This window comes from Microbacterium sp. CH12i (genome assembly GCF_000685355.1).
Taxonomy (GTDB): Bacteria; Actinomycetota; Actinomycetes; order Actinomycetales; family Microbacteriaceae; genus Microbacterium.
This window is the reverse complement of sequence record NZ_JHET01000006.1, coordinates 167601-183771: the sequence shown is the minus strand read 5'-3', so window position 1 is coordinate 183771 and position 16171 is coordinate 167601. Positions and strand designations below refer to the sequence as shown.

Genomic DNA, 16171 nt, shown 5'->3' with positions numbered 1-16171 from the left:
CTGATTTAGTCGAGCTGTTCGCTGAGTTCGAGCCAGCGCAGCTCGCCCGCCTCGACCTCGGCTTGCAGCGCCGCGATCTGCTTCATCGCATCCGCAAGGCCCTCGTAGTCGCCCTGGTCGTGCTCGACGAGAGCGTGCTTGGCCTTGTTGATCTGTTGCGTGAGCTTCTGGATCTTTCGCTCCAGCGCCGAAAGCTCTTTCTGAGCCGTGCGCAGTGCCGCACCATCGAGAGCGGGCCGAGAGTGCGATGAAGAGGTGGGATTCGATCCGGACGACCCTGCCTTCTGTTCTGCTGTGCGCAGTCGGAGGTACTCATCCACGCCGCCCGGGAGATGCCGAAGATGCCCGCCCATCACCGCATACTGCTGGTCGGTGACCCGCTCGAGGAAGTAACGGTCGTGGCTGACGACCAGGAGGGTGCCGGGCCAGGAGTCGAGGAGATCCTCGATGGCCGCGAGCATGTCCGTGTCCATGTCGTTCGTGGGTTCGTCGAGGATCAGCACGTTCGGCTGGTCAAGTAGCACCAAGAGAAGCTGCAGACGACGCTGCTGACCACCGGAGAGATCCTTGACGGGGGTCGAAAGCTGTGCGGAGGAGAATCCCAGCCGTTCGAGCAGTTGACTCGGTGTGAGCGACGTCGCCTTGGAACCGGTGCCGAAGGTGTACTCGGTGCGCAGATTCGCGATGACCTTGCGCACGGGGTCGTTCCAGACGGTGGTGAGCTCATCGATGCGCTGGGTGAGAGTCTTCACCTTGACAGTCGTGCCGCGTTTGACTCGACCGCTGGTGGGCTCGAGAGTGCCCGCAACGAGACCGAGCAACGTCGACTTTCCCGCGCCGTTCACGCCGAGGATGCCGGTGCGCTCGCCGGGCGCGATCCGCCACTCGATATCGCGGAGCACTTCGCGTGCAGGACCGAACTCCGTCGCCGGGTAACTGACGCCGGCATCCAACAGGTCGACGACATCCTTGCCCAGACGAGAGACAGCGAGCGACTGCAGCGAAGTCTTGTCGCGGATCTCGGGAACATCCTCGATGAGGGCGTTCGCCGCGTCAATACGGAATTTCGGCTTGGCGGTGCGTGCCGGGGCGCCGCGGCGCAGCCATGCGAGTTCCTTACGAGCAAGGTTCTGGCGCTTCGCCTCCATCGTGGCCGACATCCGATCGCGCTCGACGCGCTGAAGGATGTATGCCGCGTACCCACCCTCGAAGGGCTCAACGATTCGATCGTGCACTTCCCAGGTCTCGGTGCAGACCTCATCAAGGAACCACCGATCGTGGGTGACGACGAGGAAGGCACCGGAGTTCACTGCCCAGCGCTTGTTCAAGTGGCCCGCAAGCCACGTGATCGCCTCGACATCGAGATGGTTGGTGGGCTCGTCGAGGGCGATGATGTCCCAGTCTTTGACGAGCAGAGTGGCGAGCGCCACACGACGACGCTGTCCGCCGCTGAGGCTCTGCACCGAGGCATCCCAGTCCAGATCGGCGAGCAGCCCCTGGATCACGTCGCGCACGCGGGCGTCGCTGGCCCACTCGTACTCGGGCACATCTCCGACGACCGACTGCGCGATCGTGAGGGAGTCGTCGAGCGTATCCGCCTGATCCAGCACTCCGACCGTGGTTCCGGCGCGCATCGTCACGCGTCCGTCATCCGGCTGCAGGCGACCTGCGAGCATCGCCAGCAGACTCGACTTCCCGTCGCCGTTGCGACCGACGATGCCGATTCGATCACCCTCCTCGATGCCGAGGGTGATCGAGTCAAAAACGACTTTGGTCGGGAATTCTAGATGAAGGGCCTCTGCCCCGAGAAGATGTGCCATGTTGCTATCGAGCCTAGTTCGTCGGCACTGTTCGTCGGCGCTCAGGTGCGGTCAGGCCAAACGGCGACGATCACCTTGCCCGAGACATCCGAGTTGCGTGCCACGGTGAACGCCTCGACAATGTTGGGACACCTGTGAGTCAGCCGTGAGTGAACTCGCCGATCATCCTGCCACAATGATCGTATCTTTAGCCGCCGAGCTCGAGAAAACCATAAAGTATCTCGAACCGTCATCCGGGAGGCGGTCCGGGTGCTGGAAGCCATGGGCATGCTCGAATCGCGCGGTCGCGTCATCCTCGATTCCAGCGGCAATCTCATGCTGGCCGCCAATAAGCCCGCGATCTCTGCGATCATCGCTGGACGCTCGCGTGCAGGACTGACCCCGGCGACTCCCGATCCAACCTCGTTGCACCACCACGTGCAGACCGCGCAGGCCATCGCTCATGGCGATGCAGATGCCGCCGAGAGCCACTCACGCTGCTACGTGGAAGTCGTACTCGGCGAGGTGCGCTCTATCGGGTGAGGGGCTCTCCAGATCCCACGCTGCCTGCCCCCGGCACGGTACGCGTGTACTGATCGAGGTAGCGGGCAAATCCTGCGTCATACTGCGCCCGACGCTCTTCGCGCGGCTGGACAATCTGAGGCTGTTCGTCATCGAACGCCGGATGTCGCTCGTCAAGGCCGCTCACTCGCAACCCCATGCGTACGGCACCGACGAGAGAGCTGTGCTGCTGGGTGGACACCTCCATCGGAGTGCCAAAGGTATCGACCGTCAACTGCGTCCAGAAGGGCGAGGAGAGCACACCACCCGAGAGAACAACGCGCCGCGGTGTGCCGTTGAGCGCGGTGAGCTCCTTATAGCAGTGATAAAGCGAGTAGACGACGCCCTCAAGGACTGCCTGGTACATGTCGGCCCGAGTATGGTGCGGTTGCAGATCTAGGAAGCCTCCGCGACGTTGGTCTTGCCAACCGGGACTGCGTTCGCCGAACAGGAACGGCATGAACACCGGAAGGTCGTCCTTGTCCGCCGAAAGCAAGGGTTCAATGGCGGAATACTCCGCGGAAATTCCGAAGAGGAGATCGCGTGCCCAGTCTACGCAGTTGCCACAGCCAGAGGTTGCCGCGCCGCTGAGTGGACCCAGTGGCGAGCGATACGACCAGGTGCTTTGCGTGGGAGAGAGCGACGGGTGGAGGGTCGCGAAGCGGAGCGCGCCCGATGTGCCCATCGAGAAGGTCATGTCACCGGGCTGTGTGGCTAGCGCCCCCACCTGATTGAGACCCCCGTCGGGCCCAGGAGTCAGTACGGCAATCCCCGCATGCAAGCCCAGGAGCACGGCCGCCTCCGTGGAGAGCGGCGCCGTTGCGCTGGTGTCTTTGAGCTCAGGAAGCACAACGTCCTCTAGGCGAAAACGCGCGAGAACCTCGCGATCCCACGTCGCCGACTCAGCGTTGAGCAGGCCAGTGCCGGATGCCAGCGAATCGTTGGTCCAGGTCTCCCCCGTCATGCGTGCAAAAATCAGACTCGCCTGATCCAGCGCGACCAGCCCTGCAAGCGAGGTGCCTGTTCAGCGAGATGCATGAGCTTGAAGACGGGGTAGGCGGCGTTGACCATGCAGCCGGTGCGCTCGTAGAACCACCAGGTCAGTTCCTGGTCCTTGCGCAGGCGCGCGCAGAGGTCCTGTGCTCCGGTATACGACCATTCCATGATCGGGGTGACTGCGCGCAGATCCGGGGTGAACAGGCCGAGCCCATGCCAGGTGCCGCTGAGCACGATGAGATCGACCTCAACGCCGGCGGCGGCTTCTCGACCGAGCGCCATGAGCTGGGTGTAAAGAGCGTCGCCGTCGCGGGAGGTCGATTCAGCCGAGTCGACCTCGAACCGACGGTCGCGCACCGTGATCGAACCCGTGTCGGTGTCGAAGAGCATCGCCTTCGCCGAGGTCGTGCTTGCTTCGAGCGCGAGAACGATCATGTCGCAATAATATGATTTTTGCATGTGGGCGAGGTCTCACGAGAAGAGCCGCTCAGCCAAACGGCTGCGCGGCTCTTCCTGATGAGTCGTGCGTATTACTTGAACGAGTTCACAATCTCAAGCAGGCTCGGCACGTTGGCGTAAGCCTCGGCAGCGTTTGCCTTCGTCACGATAATCGGGTCAAGCAGGTAGGCCGGAACGATCTTCACACCGTTGTCGTACTGCTTTTCGTCGTTGACATCGACCTTTTCGCCCTTCTGGAGCTGGCCGACCATCTTGATCGACTGCTCGACGAGGAGCGCGGTGTCCTTGTTGATCGTGGAGTACTGGATGCCCTCCATGATCGACTTCACCGACTCGACCTCGGAGTCCTGACCGGTGACGACCGGAACAGTCTTTCCGGCCTGCTGCACCGAGGTGATGATGGCGCGGGCGAGCGTGTCGTTCGGCGACAGAACGCCGTCGAGCTCGGCAGTGCCGTAGGTCGAAGTGAGCAGCGAGTCCATCCGACGCTGAGCGTTCTCTGCCTTCCAGCCTTCGGTCGCGGTCTGCGCGATCTCGGTCTGACCAGAGCTGACGACGAGAGTGCCATCGTCGATCTTCGGCTGGAGGACGTCCATCGCACCGTTGAAGAACACGGCCGAGTTGGCGTCGTCCGGCGAGCCGGAGAAGAGCTCGATGTTGTACGGCGCATCATGTCCGGCACGCTCAGCAAGACCGTCCAGCAGAGCCTGGCCCTGCAGCTGGCCGACCTTGAAGTTGTCGAACGCGACGTAGTAGTCGACTGCCTTGGTGTTCTCGATGAGGCGGTCGTATGCGATCACGTAGACGCCAGCATCCTGGGCAGCCTGCACCTGGGTAGCGAGCTGCTTGCCATCCTTGGCACCGATGATGATGACCTTTGCGCCGCCCGTTACCATCGCCTGGATCTGGTTCTGCTGTTCCGCGACGGTGTTGCTCGCCGGGGCGTACTGGACGTCTGCTTTGAAGCCCGCCTTCTCGAGTCCGTCGGTGAACAGCTGTCCTGCGAGGACCCAGTTCTCACTGGTCTTGTCAGGCAGTGCGACACCGATTGTCGATCCTGCTTCGAATCCGGCGGCGGCCGGCTCACCGGATGCTGTGCCGGCGTCGCCGCCGCGCTCACCAGAGCAGCCGGTAAGGGCGAGAGCTGTCGCGGCGACCAACGCTGTCGCCGCAAATGCAATTTTCTTCATGGGGTCTCTTTCTCTGTGTGATCTCTATTGGTTGGTGCGGTTACTTGGGTTGCGGAAAGTCAGTGAGATTTGCGGCATCCGGGCGGTTGCGCCTGCGGGTCATGAGCCCGATCAGAGAGGGGCGGCCCTGCTGCTTGTTCCAGACATCGATGCCGACGGCGAATAGGAGCACGAGTCCCTTGATCATCGAGACGACGTCGGCACCAGCACCGAGCAGCTGCAGCCCGTTGTTCAGGAACGCCATGACAAGGCCACCAATGATCGACCCGATCACCGTGCCGATACCGCCGGATACCGCAGCGCCACCGATGAATACCGAAGCGATCGCATCCAGCTCCCAGCCGTTTCCGTCCTGAGGGCCGGAGGCTGTGGCGCGGGCGACATAGATCATTCCGGCGACGGCCGCGAGCATCGACATGTTCATCATCACGAAGAAGTCGACCTTGCGATCCTTCACGCCCGACAGACGGGCGGCCTGACGGTTACCGCCAACTGCATAGATGTGTCGACCGAACACCGTACTCTGTGTGATGAATGAGTAGAGGATGACCAGCGCAAGCAGAATGAGTCCCGAGATCGGGAAGCTCGTTCCAGGGCGACCGTTTGCGAACAGCCAACCCGCGACGAGAATGACGATCGATAGCAGGACGACCTTGGTCGTGCTCACCCAGAGCGGCGCGCGATCTGAACCCATTTTCGCCTGTATCCGGCGGGTGCGCAGCTCCCAGAAGATGACCCATGCAGCTGCGAGGATCGCGAGCAACATGGTGAGCACGTTGAACTGGAACGGTCCGCCGATCTCGGGGAGGTACCCGGCGCCGATTTGCTGAAACCCCTCCGGCACGGGAATCGACTGCGAATCGCCGACCCACTGGTTCGCCCCGCGGAACAGCAGCATTCCGGCGAGTGTCACGATGAATGCGGGCACGCCGATATAGGCAACCCAGAAACCCTGCCATGCGCCGACCAGAGCGCCGACTACCAGCCCGAGGACGATCGCGAGCGGCCAAGGAAGGTTCCATTCGGCCATCGACTTCGCGACGATAATGCCCGTGAACGCAGCGACAGAACCGACCGACAGGTCGATATGACCCATGATGATGACCATCACCATGCCGATCGCGAGGATCAGAATGTAGGAGTACTGGTTGATGACGTTGATCAGGTTGCCGGACGAGAGCGTCAGCCCCTGGCCCTTGAACACGAGAGTCAGCACCTGGAAAATGATGATGATCGCGACCAGGCTGCCGAGGATGCCGAACTGGCGTAGCGACGAGGATCCCCCGCCGAACATCTTCCTGATGTCGCCGAAGTGGAAGCCCCGCTTCTCGGTCTCGGTTGTCGTGGTGCTCATGCGGTCGCTTTCTGGTTCGTGGAGGTCATGCTGCGCATGAGCGCCTCCGGAGTGGCCTGATCAGCAGAGATGCAGTCGGTGACTCGCCCCTCGAAGATCGTGTAAATGCGGTCGGAGATACCCATCAGTTCAGGCAGTTCGCTGGAGATCACGATGACGCCCTTACCGGATGCGGCGAGCTCATTGATGATCGAATAGATCTCGTATTTCGCGCCGACATCGATCCCGCGGGTGGGCTCGTCGAGGATCAGCAGATCGGGGTCGGTAAACATCCACTTGGCGAGAACGACTTTCTGCTGGTTTCCGCCCGAAAGCTTTGCGACGCCCTCTTCTACGCTCGGCGTCTTGATGCGCAGGGCCTTGCGGTACCGCTCGGCAACCGCAAACTCCTCGCGGTCATCGACGACGCCGCGCCGGGCGATCTTCGACAGCTTGGCGGAGACGATCGAGCGCTTGATCGTGTCGAGCAGGTTCAGCCCCAGGCTCTTTCGATCCTCACTGACATACGCCAGTCCGTGACGGATGGCGCTGGCGACGTCGCGAAGTTCAACTTCCTCGCCGTCTTTGAACATCTGCCCGCTGAGGAATGTGCCGTAGGAGCGGCCGAAGATGCTGCGAGCGAACTCGGTTCGCCCCGCACCCATGAGACCGGCAAAGCCGACGACTTCGCCGCGACGGACGTTGATGCTGGAGCCCTTGACGACCATGCGCTCGGCGACGGTGGGATGCTGAACAACCCAGTCCTTGACCTCGAAGAAGACTTCACCGATCTCTGGGGTGCGATCCGGGTAACGGCTTTCCAGCGAGCGGCCAACCATGCCGCGAATGATGCGGTCTTCATTGATCTCGCCGCGAGTGACGTCCAGCGTCTCGACGGTGCGTCCGTCGCGGATGATCGTGATCTCGTCGGCGATCTGCTCGATCTCGTTGAGCTTGTGGCTGATCATGATCGACGCGATGCCCTTGGCCTTAAGTCCGAGGATGAGGTCGAGGAGGTGCTGAGAGTCGTTTTTCGTTGAGGGCGGCGGTGGGCTCGTCGAGAATAAGCAGACGTACGTCCTTGTTGAGAGCCTTGGCAATTTCGATGAGCTGCTGCTTGCCGACGCCGAGGTGCTTGACGGCAAGGTCAGGATCCTCGCGAAGACCGACTCGAGCGAGCAGCTCGATTGCGCGCGTTTTCGCTGCGCGCCAGTCGATCGTGCCGAACTGGGAGATCTCATTGCCGAGGAAGATGTTCTCGGTAATTGAAAGTTCGGGGATGAGTGCGAGTTCTTGATGGATGATCGCAATCCCGGCCTGTTCGCTGGCTGCGATGTCCTTGAAGCGCTGTTCCTCGCCGTACAGCAGGATGTCACCGTCGTAGGTTCGTACGGATATACACCGGAGAGAACCTTCATGAGGGTGGACTTGCCAGCGCCGTTCTCGCCGCAGATGGCGTGAATTTCGCCCGATCTGACGGAGATCGACACATCTGAGAGTGCCTTCACTCCCGGGAACTCCTTGGTGATGCTGCGCATCTCCAAGATCGGCCCTGCCACGGAGGGCATCGCTGCTGTGCTGGTCACGGATCTTCCTCGATACTTTGACGGTCACTCTCAATGTGACCGTTCACATGAGACACAATATTGCGCCTTCCGATCTCCGGTGTCAAGTGGAGATCATTTCTCGTTGCGTTATCGAGATGCGCTTGATGAGCGCAGTCGCATCTGCGGCAGCACAGACGCAAACTCGGGCACCATTTCGCCACGGATCTCTGCGAGCAGGATGTCGACTGCCCGCCGCCCCAGCGTAGGGAAATCCTGATGCACGGTAGTGAGCGGCGGCCAGACGTGTGCGGCGACCGGAATGTCATCGAAGCCGACGACGCTGACTTGGCGCGGTACGTCGATTCCGGCATCGCGGAATCCGTGCATGAGCCCGATCGCCATGAGATCGTTTGCCGCGAACACAGCGGTGAAGTCCGCGCGTCGAGCAAGCTCAGTGCCAGCGAAATAGCCGAAGTCGGCCGTCCAATCGCCCCGGATCGGTGAGAAGGTCGGCAAATCCGCCTCACGCAGCGCATCGAGATAGCCGCGCATGCGCGATTCGGCCTCGATCCAATCTTGAGGGCCAGCGAGATGCAGAATTTCGCTGTGGCCCAACGAAATGAGGTGCTCAGTGATCGCACGGGCTCCGGCTACCTGATCGGAGGACAGACTGAACCCGTCCGCCCCCGAGGCTGCCTGCAGACTGACGATCGGCGCTCCCACAGCCATACCGCGGAGCACGTTGAACACCCGCACTTGCGGGGCGAGGGCGACGATTCCGCTGACTTGCTCGCGAGTCAGCTGACGGATGGCTTCACCGATCGCCTCCGGCGTCGTCGTCGGCAGATTCACCGTGGTGACCGAGTACCCCTCGGCCCGCGCAGCATCCTCGATGCTCGCGATGGACGATGTCGGCCCGAACTCACCAACCGTCGCCGACAGAACTCCGATCGTGTGCGAGCGACTCGTCACAAGCGCGCGTGCGGCGAGGTTGGGACGGTAGTCGAGCGCCCGAATGGAATCGAGCACGCGTTGCTTGGTTTCGGGCCGGATGCTGGGGTGGTCGTTCAGGACCCGCGAAACCGTCTGGTGCGATACGCCGGCGAGGCGCGCGACGTCGCGGATGCTGGGCACCCGTGCGCGTTCGCCGGAGGCTGCCATCGCATCGCCTCCTTTGCGTGTGCACGGTCACATCAACCTCCATTATGACCCCCGTACCCGCAGAGTGCATCACGCCGAGATGATGCGGGCCCCTGGCACCGGTCCGTGTACGTGCAACGCGGTGCGCCCAGATACTGCGAGCTCGTTCTGCACAAGCTGTGCAATTTCCGGTGTCTCACACAGGAAAGCGACGGTGGGCCCGGATCCCGAGACAATACCGCTCAACGCACCAGCACGCAGACCTTCGTTGATTATGTCGTCGAGAGTCGGACGCTCGAGCAAAGCAGGCACCTCAAGGTCGTTGTACATGCACGCTGCGAGTGAATGCGGGTCGCCAGCGCGCAGCGCCTGCAGCACGGTGATCGGCACGTCCAGCGACAGCGGCGGATCATCGGCGAGGGCACCACTCTCAGCCCTGTGCACATCCAAGCGGCTGTAAATCGCCGGTGTCGACAGCCCCTCGTCGCTCGTGACGAGCACCCAATCGAAACGTCCGCGCGCCAGCGCCGGATTCAGCTGGTCTCCGCGCCCAGTGCCAACAGCTGTGCCGCCGTGCAGCGCGAACGGCACGTCAGCGCCGAGCCGGGCAGCCAACTCATGCATGCGGTGCGGTGACAGCCCGGTGCCCCACAGCGCATCACACGCAACGAGGGCGGCCGCGGCATCCGCTGACCCTCCGCCCATTCCGCCAGCCACCGGCACACTCTTGCGAATCTCGAGGTGTACCCCGCCGGTGTATCCGGTCGCGGTCGCGAGCAGCTTGGCTGCGCGCATCGCGAGATTGCGGTCATCGAGCGGCACGCTGGCAGGGTCAGCGACTCCGGAGACGCTCAACGAGAAGTCGTCGTCTGCGCGGGCGATGACGTCCTCGTAAAGCGACACCGCCTGAAAGACGGTCGCCAAGGCATGGTAACCGTCGTCATGGCGAGCACCGACGCCCAGGTAGACGTTGATCTTCCCTGGCGCACGAACGTGCACCGCTTCGGGAAACGCCGCGAGGCTCATGATCGACTCAGAGGGTGGACGAAGACGCCCACAGGTCGACATCGATGCCGTTGGAGAGGGCGTCGATGCGAGACAGCTCCTCGTCTGAGAACGCTGGCCCGTTGAGCGCGGCAATGTTCTCGTCGAGCTGCTCGGTGCGCGAAGCGCCGATCAGGGCCGAGACGACCACCGGATCGCGCAATGTCCACTGCAAGGCCATCTGCGCGAGTGACTGGCCACGCTCCTTCGCGATGTCATTGAGCCCGCGAAGGATCTTGAGTCCGTCGGCGGAAAGCGGCTTTTCCGAGATCGAGCCGCGCTTCTGGGCGCGATCTGCGGTGCCATCGCCGAGGTACTTGTCAGTCAGCAGGCCCTGGGCCAGTGGGGTGAAGGCGATCGCGCCGAGGCCTGAGGTGCGCAGCGTGTCGTTGAGCTCAGCCTCAGTCCAACGGTTGAGGATCGAGTACGAGGGCTGGTGAATCACCAGCGGCGTGCCGAGTTCGCGGGCGACTTCGACGGCCTTCGCGGTGCGCTCGGCGCTGTACGACGAGATGCCGACGTAGAGGGCCTTACCCTGACGAACCAGCGTGTCGAGGGCGCCGACCGTCTCTTCAATCGGAGTGACAGGGTCGACCCGGTGCGAGTAGAAAATGTCGACGAGTCGAGACCCATCGAGCTCAGCGACTGCTCGGCGCTGGCGATGAGATACTTGCGGCTGCCGAAGTTGCCATAGGGGCCGGGCCACATGTCCCAGCCGGCCTTCGACGAGATGATCAGCTCATCGCGGTACGGGCGGAAGTCCTCGGCGAAGATACGGCCGAAGTTCTTCTCCGCCGAGCCGTACGGCGGGCCGTAGTTGTTCGCGAGATCGAAGTGTGTGATGCCGCGATCGAACGCGTGGCGCAGGAGCGTGCGCTGGTTGTCGAGCGGGATGTTGTCACCGAAGTTCCACCACAGCCCGAGCGAGATGGGCGGCAGGTAGAGACCAGACGTTCCTACCTGACGGTACTCGAACTGGTCGTAGCGGTCATCCTTCGCCGCATAGGGGCGGTGGATCTCAGGGACATCGGTGCGGAAGCGCGGCGTTTCGGTCACGCCTCCAGGTTAGCTGTCCAAGGCCTGGGCGATGCGCACGAAATCATCGATGTCGAGCTGCTCGCCGCGGGCGGTCGGGGCGACGCCGGCTTTCTCAAGCACGGCAGATGCTTCGGCCGCCGTGCCGCCGAGAACAGCAGACAGCGCCTGGCGCAGCATCTTGCGGCGCTGTTGGAATGCGGCATCTACGATGCGGAATGTCGCGCGGCGGAGTTCTTCGTCTCCGCGCACCTCATCCGATCGTTCGAAGACGACCAGCACGCTGTCGACGTTCGGCACTGGCCAGAAAACTTGGCGCGACACTGTGCCGCCAAGAAGCCACCTGCCGTACCAGGCGGCCTTGACGCTCGGTGTGCCGTAGATCTTGCTGCCAGAGGGTGCTGCGAGTCGTTCGCCGACCTCTGCCTGCACCATGACGACGCCACGCTGCAGGTTTGGGAACGTCTCCATGAAATGCAACAGCACCGGCACCGACACGTTGTACGGGAGGTTTGCGACAAGGACCGTCGGATCGCCAGGGAGTTCGGTGACTCGGAGGGCGTCAGCATCCACAACGGTCAGGGCATCCGCCGGCACACCGTGCGCGGCAACTGTCTCAGGAAGCCGCGCGGCGAGGCGATGGTCAATCTCAACGGCGGTGACGGATGCGCCGGTCTCGAGGATCGCGAGGGTGAGAGAGCCGAGCCCTGGGCCGACCTCAACGACGCGCTCTCCCGCCTTGACTGCGCCGACCTGCACGATCTTGCGGACGGTATTCGCGTCGACGACGAAGTTCTGCCCGAGCTTCTTCGTCGGAGTGACGTCAAGCTCGGCAGCGAGGCGACGGATCTCGGAGGCGCCGAGCAGGGTGACAGTCATCCTGCCATTCTCCCCCATCTGGCGCTCACACCGGTGCCGCAGAGTTCGCCCGGCCACTCGTGTCCACGGTGGTGAACCTCTCCTCTGCGGCAGCAGTGAGCAGACGCTGGTCGCCAGAAGCGAACACAACGTCCCGCGCTCGAATCAACGTGGCTGTTGCAAGATGCACAGCGTCATACCCGCGCAGACCACGCGTTACTGCTATCTCAGCCGCGCGATTGATCACTGTCGTCGTCACATCTAGCAACGTGGCGTCAGCAATGATCAGCTGAGCCTCTTCCAAATGATCAGCCAGCGCGGCTGCCGAGGTTCGCCCGATTCTTTCACTTTGGGCGAGAGCGGCAGCAGCCTCAACAACAACCAGACGCGTGCTGACGACCTCGTGAGCGTCCTTCCACAACCGCTTTGAAACCGGCGATCCTGGTTCGGCGATCACAAGGGGCAGGAGCGCCGAAGTGTCCAGATAGACAATCAATCTCGTTGCTCGGAAACAAGGTCGCTGACCGTGCCGGAGATCTGGCGCGGATGAGGAGTCCGACGAACCCGGTGAGCCGGCGGCATCGCGACACCTTCATCAATGAGGCGCTGCAGCAGGACCTCGCCTTCAGCCGGAACGAGCTGAGCGACTACCGCACCCCGATCAGTGATCAGCACCCGTTCGCCAGCACTCGCAGACTTCACGTGAGCGCTCAACTGCGCCTTCAGCTCCCGAATTCCGATTCGCGTCATGATGCGCTCCCGTCAATGTAGTCACGAGTTTACTCACTCGAGACTACATCGGGAAGAGGCTGTCAGTCTTCGAACGAACCGTAGACGGCGACAGTGTTCGCGGCGACCCGCGCGGCGAGCTCATCGACAGGCATGTCGAGCTCCGCTGCCATGAACCGCAGGGTGAGCGGGATGAGGTACGGCGCGTTCGGCCGGCCGCGCAGCGGCACAGGCGTCAGGAACGGAGCATCCGTCTCGACGAGGATGCGATCGAGCGGGGTGACCTTCAGCGCGTCGCGAAGGTTCTGCGCGTTCTTGAACGTGACGTTGCCGGCGAACGACAGGTAATAGCCGGCATCTGCGCAGATTCTCGCCATCGCGTCGTCACCGGAGAAGCAGTGAAACACCGTTCGATCGGGCGCGCTGACGCGGTTTAGTGTCTCTAGCACGGCGTCATGAGCGTCCCGATCGTGGATCTGCATCGCGATGCCGTGCTTCTTCGCGAGCGCGATGTGCGCTTCGAAACTCTCGAACTGGGGCGCCTGGCGTTCGGGTTCGGTGCGGAAGAAATCGAGCCCCGTCTCGCCGATCGCGCGCGTGCGCGGGTGCGAGGCGAGCTCGTCGATCACGCTGATCGCGTGGTCGAGTTGCCCTGCTTCGGCATACGTCGGTGCGTCGTTGGGATGGATCGCGACGGCTGCGAGGACACGCTGGTCGGATGCCGCGGCATCCACCGCCCAACGAGATGACTCGATGTCGCCGGAGGCCTGCACGACACCGGCGACTCCGACCGCCTGTGCACGATCGAGCTGCTCGGCGAGGCTGAGCGGCTCGACGCCGTCCGTGATCTCCAAGTGCGCGTGATTGTCGTACACGGGGACCGCCAGCGGCTCGGGGGCCGCCGGATACTTCAGGTCTTTGCGACCATCTGAATCACGAGACTTCACGTACGTCATGGCTCAGGCGGTGGACTCGACCCGAGGGAAGAGCGGCGCAAGGGCTGTGACCTTGGTGCCGGGAGCGAGGGTGCCCCAGGTTCCGGCCTCGCGAATCGGCTGGGCGTCAAGCGCGCCGAGGCCTGCCCCAGCACCGAGAGATTCCCAGAGTTTCTGAGTGGACTGCGGCATCACTGGTGAGAGCAACACAGCGAGCGCACGGAGGCCCTCAGCGCAGGTGTACAGCACGGTGCCGAGGCGCGCACGCTTGTCTTCGTCGCGGGCGAGTGCCCACGGCTCGTTTTCGGTGATGTAGCCGTTCAGCGCGTCGACGATCGTCCAGATTGCGTGGATCGCCTCGTCGATGCGGAACTGCTCGATGGATGCGTCGGCTGCAGCCTGGGCATCCGACACGATCTTCTGGATTGCGAGATCCTGCTCCGTGTACTCGCTCGCCTCGGGCACGACACCGTCGAAGTACTTCTCGATCATCGCGATCGTGCGGGAGGCGAGGTTGCCGAAGCCGTTGGCAAGCTCGGACTGGTAGCGGGCCGAGAGGTCTTCCCAACTGAACGAGCCATCCTGGCCGAACGCGATCGCGGAAAGGAAGTAGTAGCGGTAGGCGTCTGAGCCGAAAACGTCGGTGATCTCGGTCGGCGCGATGCCGGTGAGCTTCGACTTCGACATCTTCTCGCCGCCGACGAGCAGCCAGCCGTGCGCGAAGACCCCCTTGGGCACGTCGATTCCGGCGGCCATCAGCAGCGCGGGCCAGATCACCGCGTGGAAGCGCAGGATGTCTTTGCCGACCACATGGTACGCGGGCCAGCGGCGTTCGAACAGGTCTTCATCTGCGCCATATCCGACTGCGGTGGCGTAATTCAGCAATGCATCTACCCACACGTAGATGACGTGCGACTCGTCCCAGGGCAGCGGGATGCCCCAGTCGAAGGTGGAGCGCGAGATGGAGAGGTCCTTCAGACCCTGACTGACGAAAGAGACGACCTCGTTGCGCGCGGAGTGCGGGCGGACGAAGTCAGGCTCGGTCTTGTAAAGCTCAAGCAGACGGTCCTGGAACTCGCTGAGCTTGAAGAAGTAGTTCTTCTCCTGCAGCAGTTCGAGCGGCTTGGAGTGGATCGCGCAGACCTTGAGGCCCTCGAAGGGCCCGGTGCCGTCGACGATCTCGGACTCGGGCTTGAACTCCTCACAGCCCACGCAGTAGAGCGCTTCGTACTCGCCGGCGTAGATGTAGCCGGAGTCGTAGAGGCGCTGGAAGAACACCTGAACGTTCTTCTCGTGCCGCTCCTGAGTGGTGCGGATGAAGTCGTCATTAGCGACGTTGAGAGTCTCCAGCAGCGGGAACCAGCTCTCGGTGACGAGCTTGTCGACCCACTCCTGCGGGGTGACGTTGTTCGCCGCCGCGGCACGCAGCATCTTCTGCCCGTGCTCGTCGGTGCCGGTCAGCATCCAGGTGTCATCGCCACCCTGACGGTGCCAACGCGCGAGCGTGTCGACCGCCACCGAGGTGTACCCGTGTCCGATGTGCGGGACATCAGAGGGGTAGTAGATGGGCGTGGTGATGTAGAAAGATTCGCCTGCGGGCATGCGCTCAATTCTAGGCCGGATGCTGGGGCCCATTGCCCGCGTGTCAGTGAACGATCAAAGGGTGCGGGCGCAGGGGTGCGTGCTGCTCTTGGTGCGTCGCCGCTCATTTCGAGTCGCCGCTCATTTTGAACGGGCGGCGAGCACCTGCTGATAGAGGTCGCGAGACGAGAGACCGGTCGCTGCGGCGACCTCGGCGCAAGCATCCTTCAAGCGGATGCCGTCCGTGACGAGCTGCTGCACCTGGGCGATGGCATCCTCTGGGGAGATCTCCCGGGGTGATGCTCCCTCGACGACGACGACGATCTCGCCCTTCACTCCGGCGCCGGCCCACTCGGCGAGCTCAGCTGCGTTGCCGCGCCGCACTTCTTCATAGAACTTAGTGAGTTCGCGGCAGACAGCAATGCGGCGGTCGGGGCCGAATGCTGCGCCCATGTCGCTGAGCGATGAGGCGAGACGGGCAGGTGATTCGAAGAACACCATCGTGCGTGGTTCCGCTGCTACCGCCCGCAAAGCGGTGCGCCGTTCGCCTGGTTTGCGCGGCAGGAATCCCTCGAACGTGAAGCGGTCGGTCGGGAGGCCCGAGATCGCCAGCGCCATCAGTACGGCGCTCGGTCCCGGGATCGCGGTGACTGTGACGCCTTGGACGACGGCCTCGGCAACCAATCCGTATCCGGGGTCGCTGACCGTCGGCATCCCGGCGTCGCTGAGCACAACAAGGTCCTGCTCGGCGGCGAGGGCTGCGAGCTCAGCAGCCTTGTGCTTCTCGTTGTGGTCGTGCAGTGCGATGAGTCGGGGGCGGTTCGTGATCTGCAGCGCCTGCAGAAGACGCTGCGTCGTGCGGGTATCTTCGGCCGCGATCACTTCGGCGTTCTCGAGCACCTCGATGAGTCGGCGGGAGGCGTCGCCGAGGTTTCCGATCGGAGTCGCAGCAAGGATGATCACC

General features: G+C 62.9%; 14 protein-coding genes and 2 pseudogenes. 1 reads left to right on the top strand and 15 read right to left on the bottom strand.

Annotated elements, in window-relative coordinates; all coding sequences use genetic code 11:
* Positions 1-5: 5 nt before the first annotated feature.
* Positions 6-1820: an ABC-F family ATP-binding cassette domain-containing protein gene (locus DC31_RS07335; RefSeq protein ID WP_036278607.1), complete on the bottom strand. Its 1815-nt coding sequence runs from the start codon at positions 1818-1820 to the stop codon at positions 6-8.
* A 249-nt stretch (positions 1821-2069) separates the two neighbouring features.
* Between DC31_RS07335 and DC31_RS07330 the strand changes: the two genes are divergently transcribed.
* On the top strand, positions 2070-2342 hold the full coding sequence (locus tag DC31_RS07330; protein WP_152545369.1) for a hypothetical protein: 273 nt from the start codon (positions 2070-2072) through the stop codon (positions 2340-2342).
* Here the strand turns inward: DC31_RS07330 and DC31_RS16915 are convergent.
* The 14 genes and pseudogenes from DC31_RS16915 to rsmI all read right to left on the bottom strand — a co-directional run bounded on the left by DC31_RS16915 (position 2332) and on the right by rsmI (position 16170).
* On the bottom strand, positions 2332-3324 hold the full coding sequence (locus tag DC31_RS16915; RefSeq protein WP_051606572.1) for a xylulokinase: 993 nt from the start codon (positions 3322-3324) through the stop codon (positions 2332-2334). The genes DC31_RS07330 and DC31_RS16915 overlap by 11 nt on opposite strands.
* An 11-nt stretch (positions 3325-3335) precedes the next feature.
* Positions 3336-3791: an FGGY family carbohydrate kinase gene (locus DC31_RS16910; RefSeq protein WP_051606560.1), complete on the bottom strand. Its 456-nt coding sequence runs from the start codon at positions 3789-3791 to the stop codon at positions 3336-3338.
* Positions 3792-3886: 95 nt separating this feature from the next.
* Positions 3887-5005, bottom strand: a complete 1119-nt coding sequence (locus DC31_RS07320; RefSeq protein ID WP_036278603.1) for a substrate-binding domain-containing protein — start codon at positions 5003-5005, stop codon at positions 3887-3889.
* Between the two features lie 40 nt (positions 5006-5045).
* Positions 5046-6359, bottom strand: a complete 1314-nt coding sequence (gene mmsB / locus DC31_RS07315; RefSeq protein ID WP_051606557.1) for a multiple monosaccharide ABC transporter permease — start codon at positions 6357-6359, stop codon at positions 5046-5048.
* Positions 6356-7906, bottom strand: a pseudogene (gene mmsA, locus DC31_RS07310) (multiple monosaccharide ABC transporter ATP-binding protein). Before mmsA ends, mmsB begins: the two are co-directional and overlap by 4 nt.
* 126 nt (positions 7907-8032) lie before the next feature.
* Entirely contained in the window at positions 8033-9046 is a 1014-nt protein-coding gene (locus DC31_RS07305) for a LacI family DNA-binding transcriptional regulator (protein ID WP_036278601.1), read from the bottom strand.
* Between the two features lie 69 nt (positions 9047-9115).
* Entirely contained in the window at positions 9116-10051 is a 936-nt protein-coding gene (locus tag DC31_RS07300) for a 4-(cytidine 5'-diphospho)-2-C-methyl-D-erythritol kinase (RefSeq protein ID WP_152545368.1), read from the bottom strand.
* A 7-nt stretch (positions 10052-10058) separates the two neighbouring features.
* Positions 10059-11125, bottom strand: a pseudogene (mgrA, locus tag DC31_RS07295) (L-glyceraldehyde 3-phosphate reductase).
* Between the two features lie 9 nt (positions 11126-11134).
* Positions 11135-11983 (bottom strand): 16S rRNA (adenine(1518)-N(6)/adenine(1519)-N(6))-dimethyltransferase RsmA, encoded by an 849-nt coding sequence (gene rsmA, locus DC31_RS07290; protein WP_036278600.1) that lies wholly within the window; start codon positions 11981-11983, stop codon positions 11135-11137.
* 25 nt (positions 11984-12008) lie between these two features.
* Positions 12009-12458, bottom strand: a complete 450-nt coding sequence (locus DC31_RS07285; RefSeq protein WP_036278598.1) for a type II toxin-antitoxin system VapC family toxin — start codon at positions 12456-12458, stop codon at positions 12009-12011.
* A complete protein-coding gene (locus DC31_RS07280) occupies positions 12455-12712 on the bottom strand; it encodes a type II toxin-antitoxin system Phd/YefM family antitoxin (RefSeq protein WP_036278597.1) in 258 nt (85 codons plus the stop codon). Before DC31_RS07280 ends, DC31_RS07285 begins: the two co-directional genes overlap by 4 nt.
* A 62-nt stretch (positions 12713-12774) precedes the next feature.
* Positions 12775-13647, bottom strand: a complete 873-nt coding sequence (locus DC31_RS07275; protein ID WP_036278596.1) for a TatD family hydrolase — start codon at positions 13645-13647, stop codon at positions 12775-12777.
* Between the two features lie 3 nt (positions 13648-13650).
* Complete coding sequence (gene metG / locus DC31_RS07270) at positions 13651-15228, bottom strand: methionine--tRNA ligase (RefSeq protein ID WP_036278594.1); 1578 nt, start codon at positions 15226-15228, stop codon at positions 13651-13653.
* A gap of 120 nt (positions 15229-15348) precedes the next feature.
* A complete protein-coding gene (gene rsmI / locus DC31_RS07265) occupies positions 15349-16170 on the bottom strand; it encodes a 16S rRNA (cytidine(1402)-2'-O)-methyltransferase (protein ID WP_036278593.1) in 822 nt (273 codons plus the stop codon).
* Position 16171: the final 1 nt, after the last annotated feature.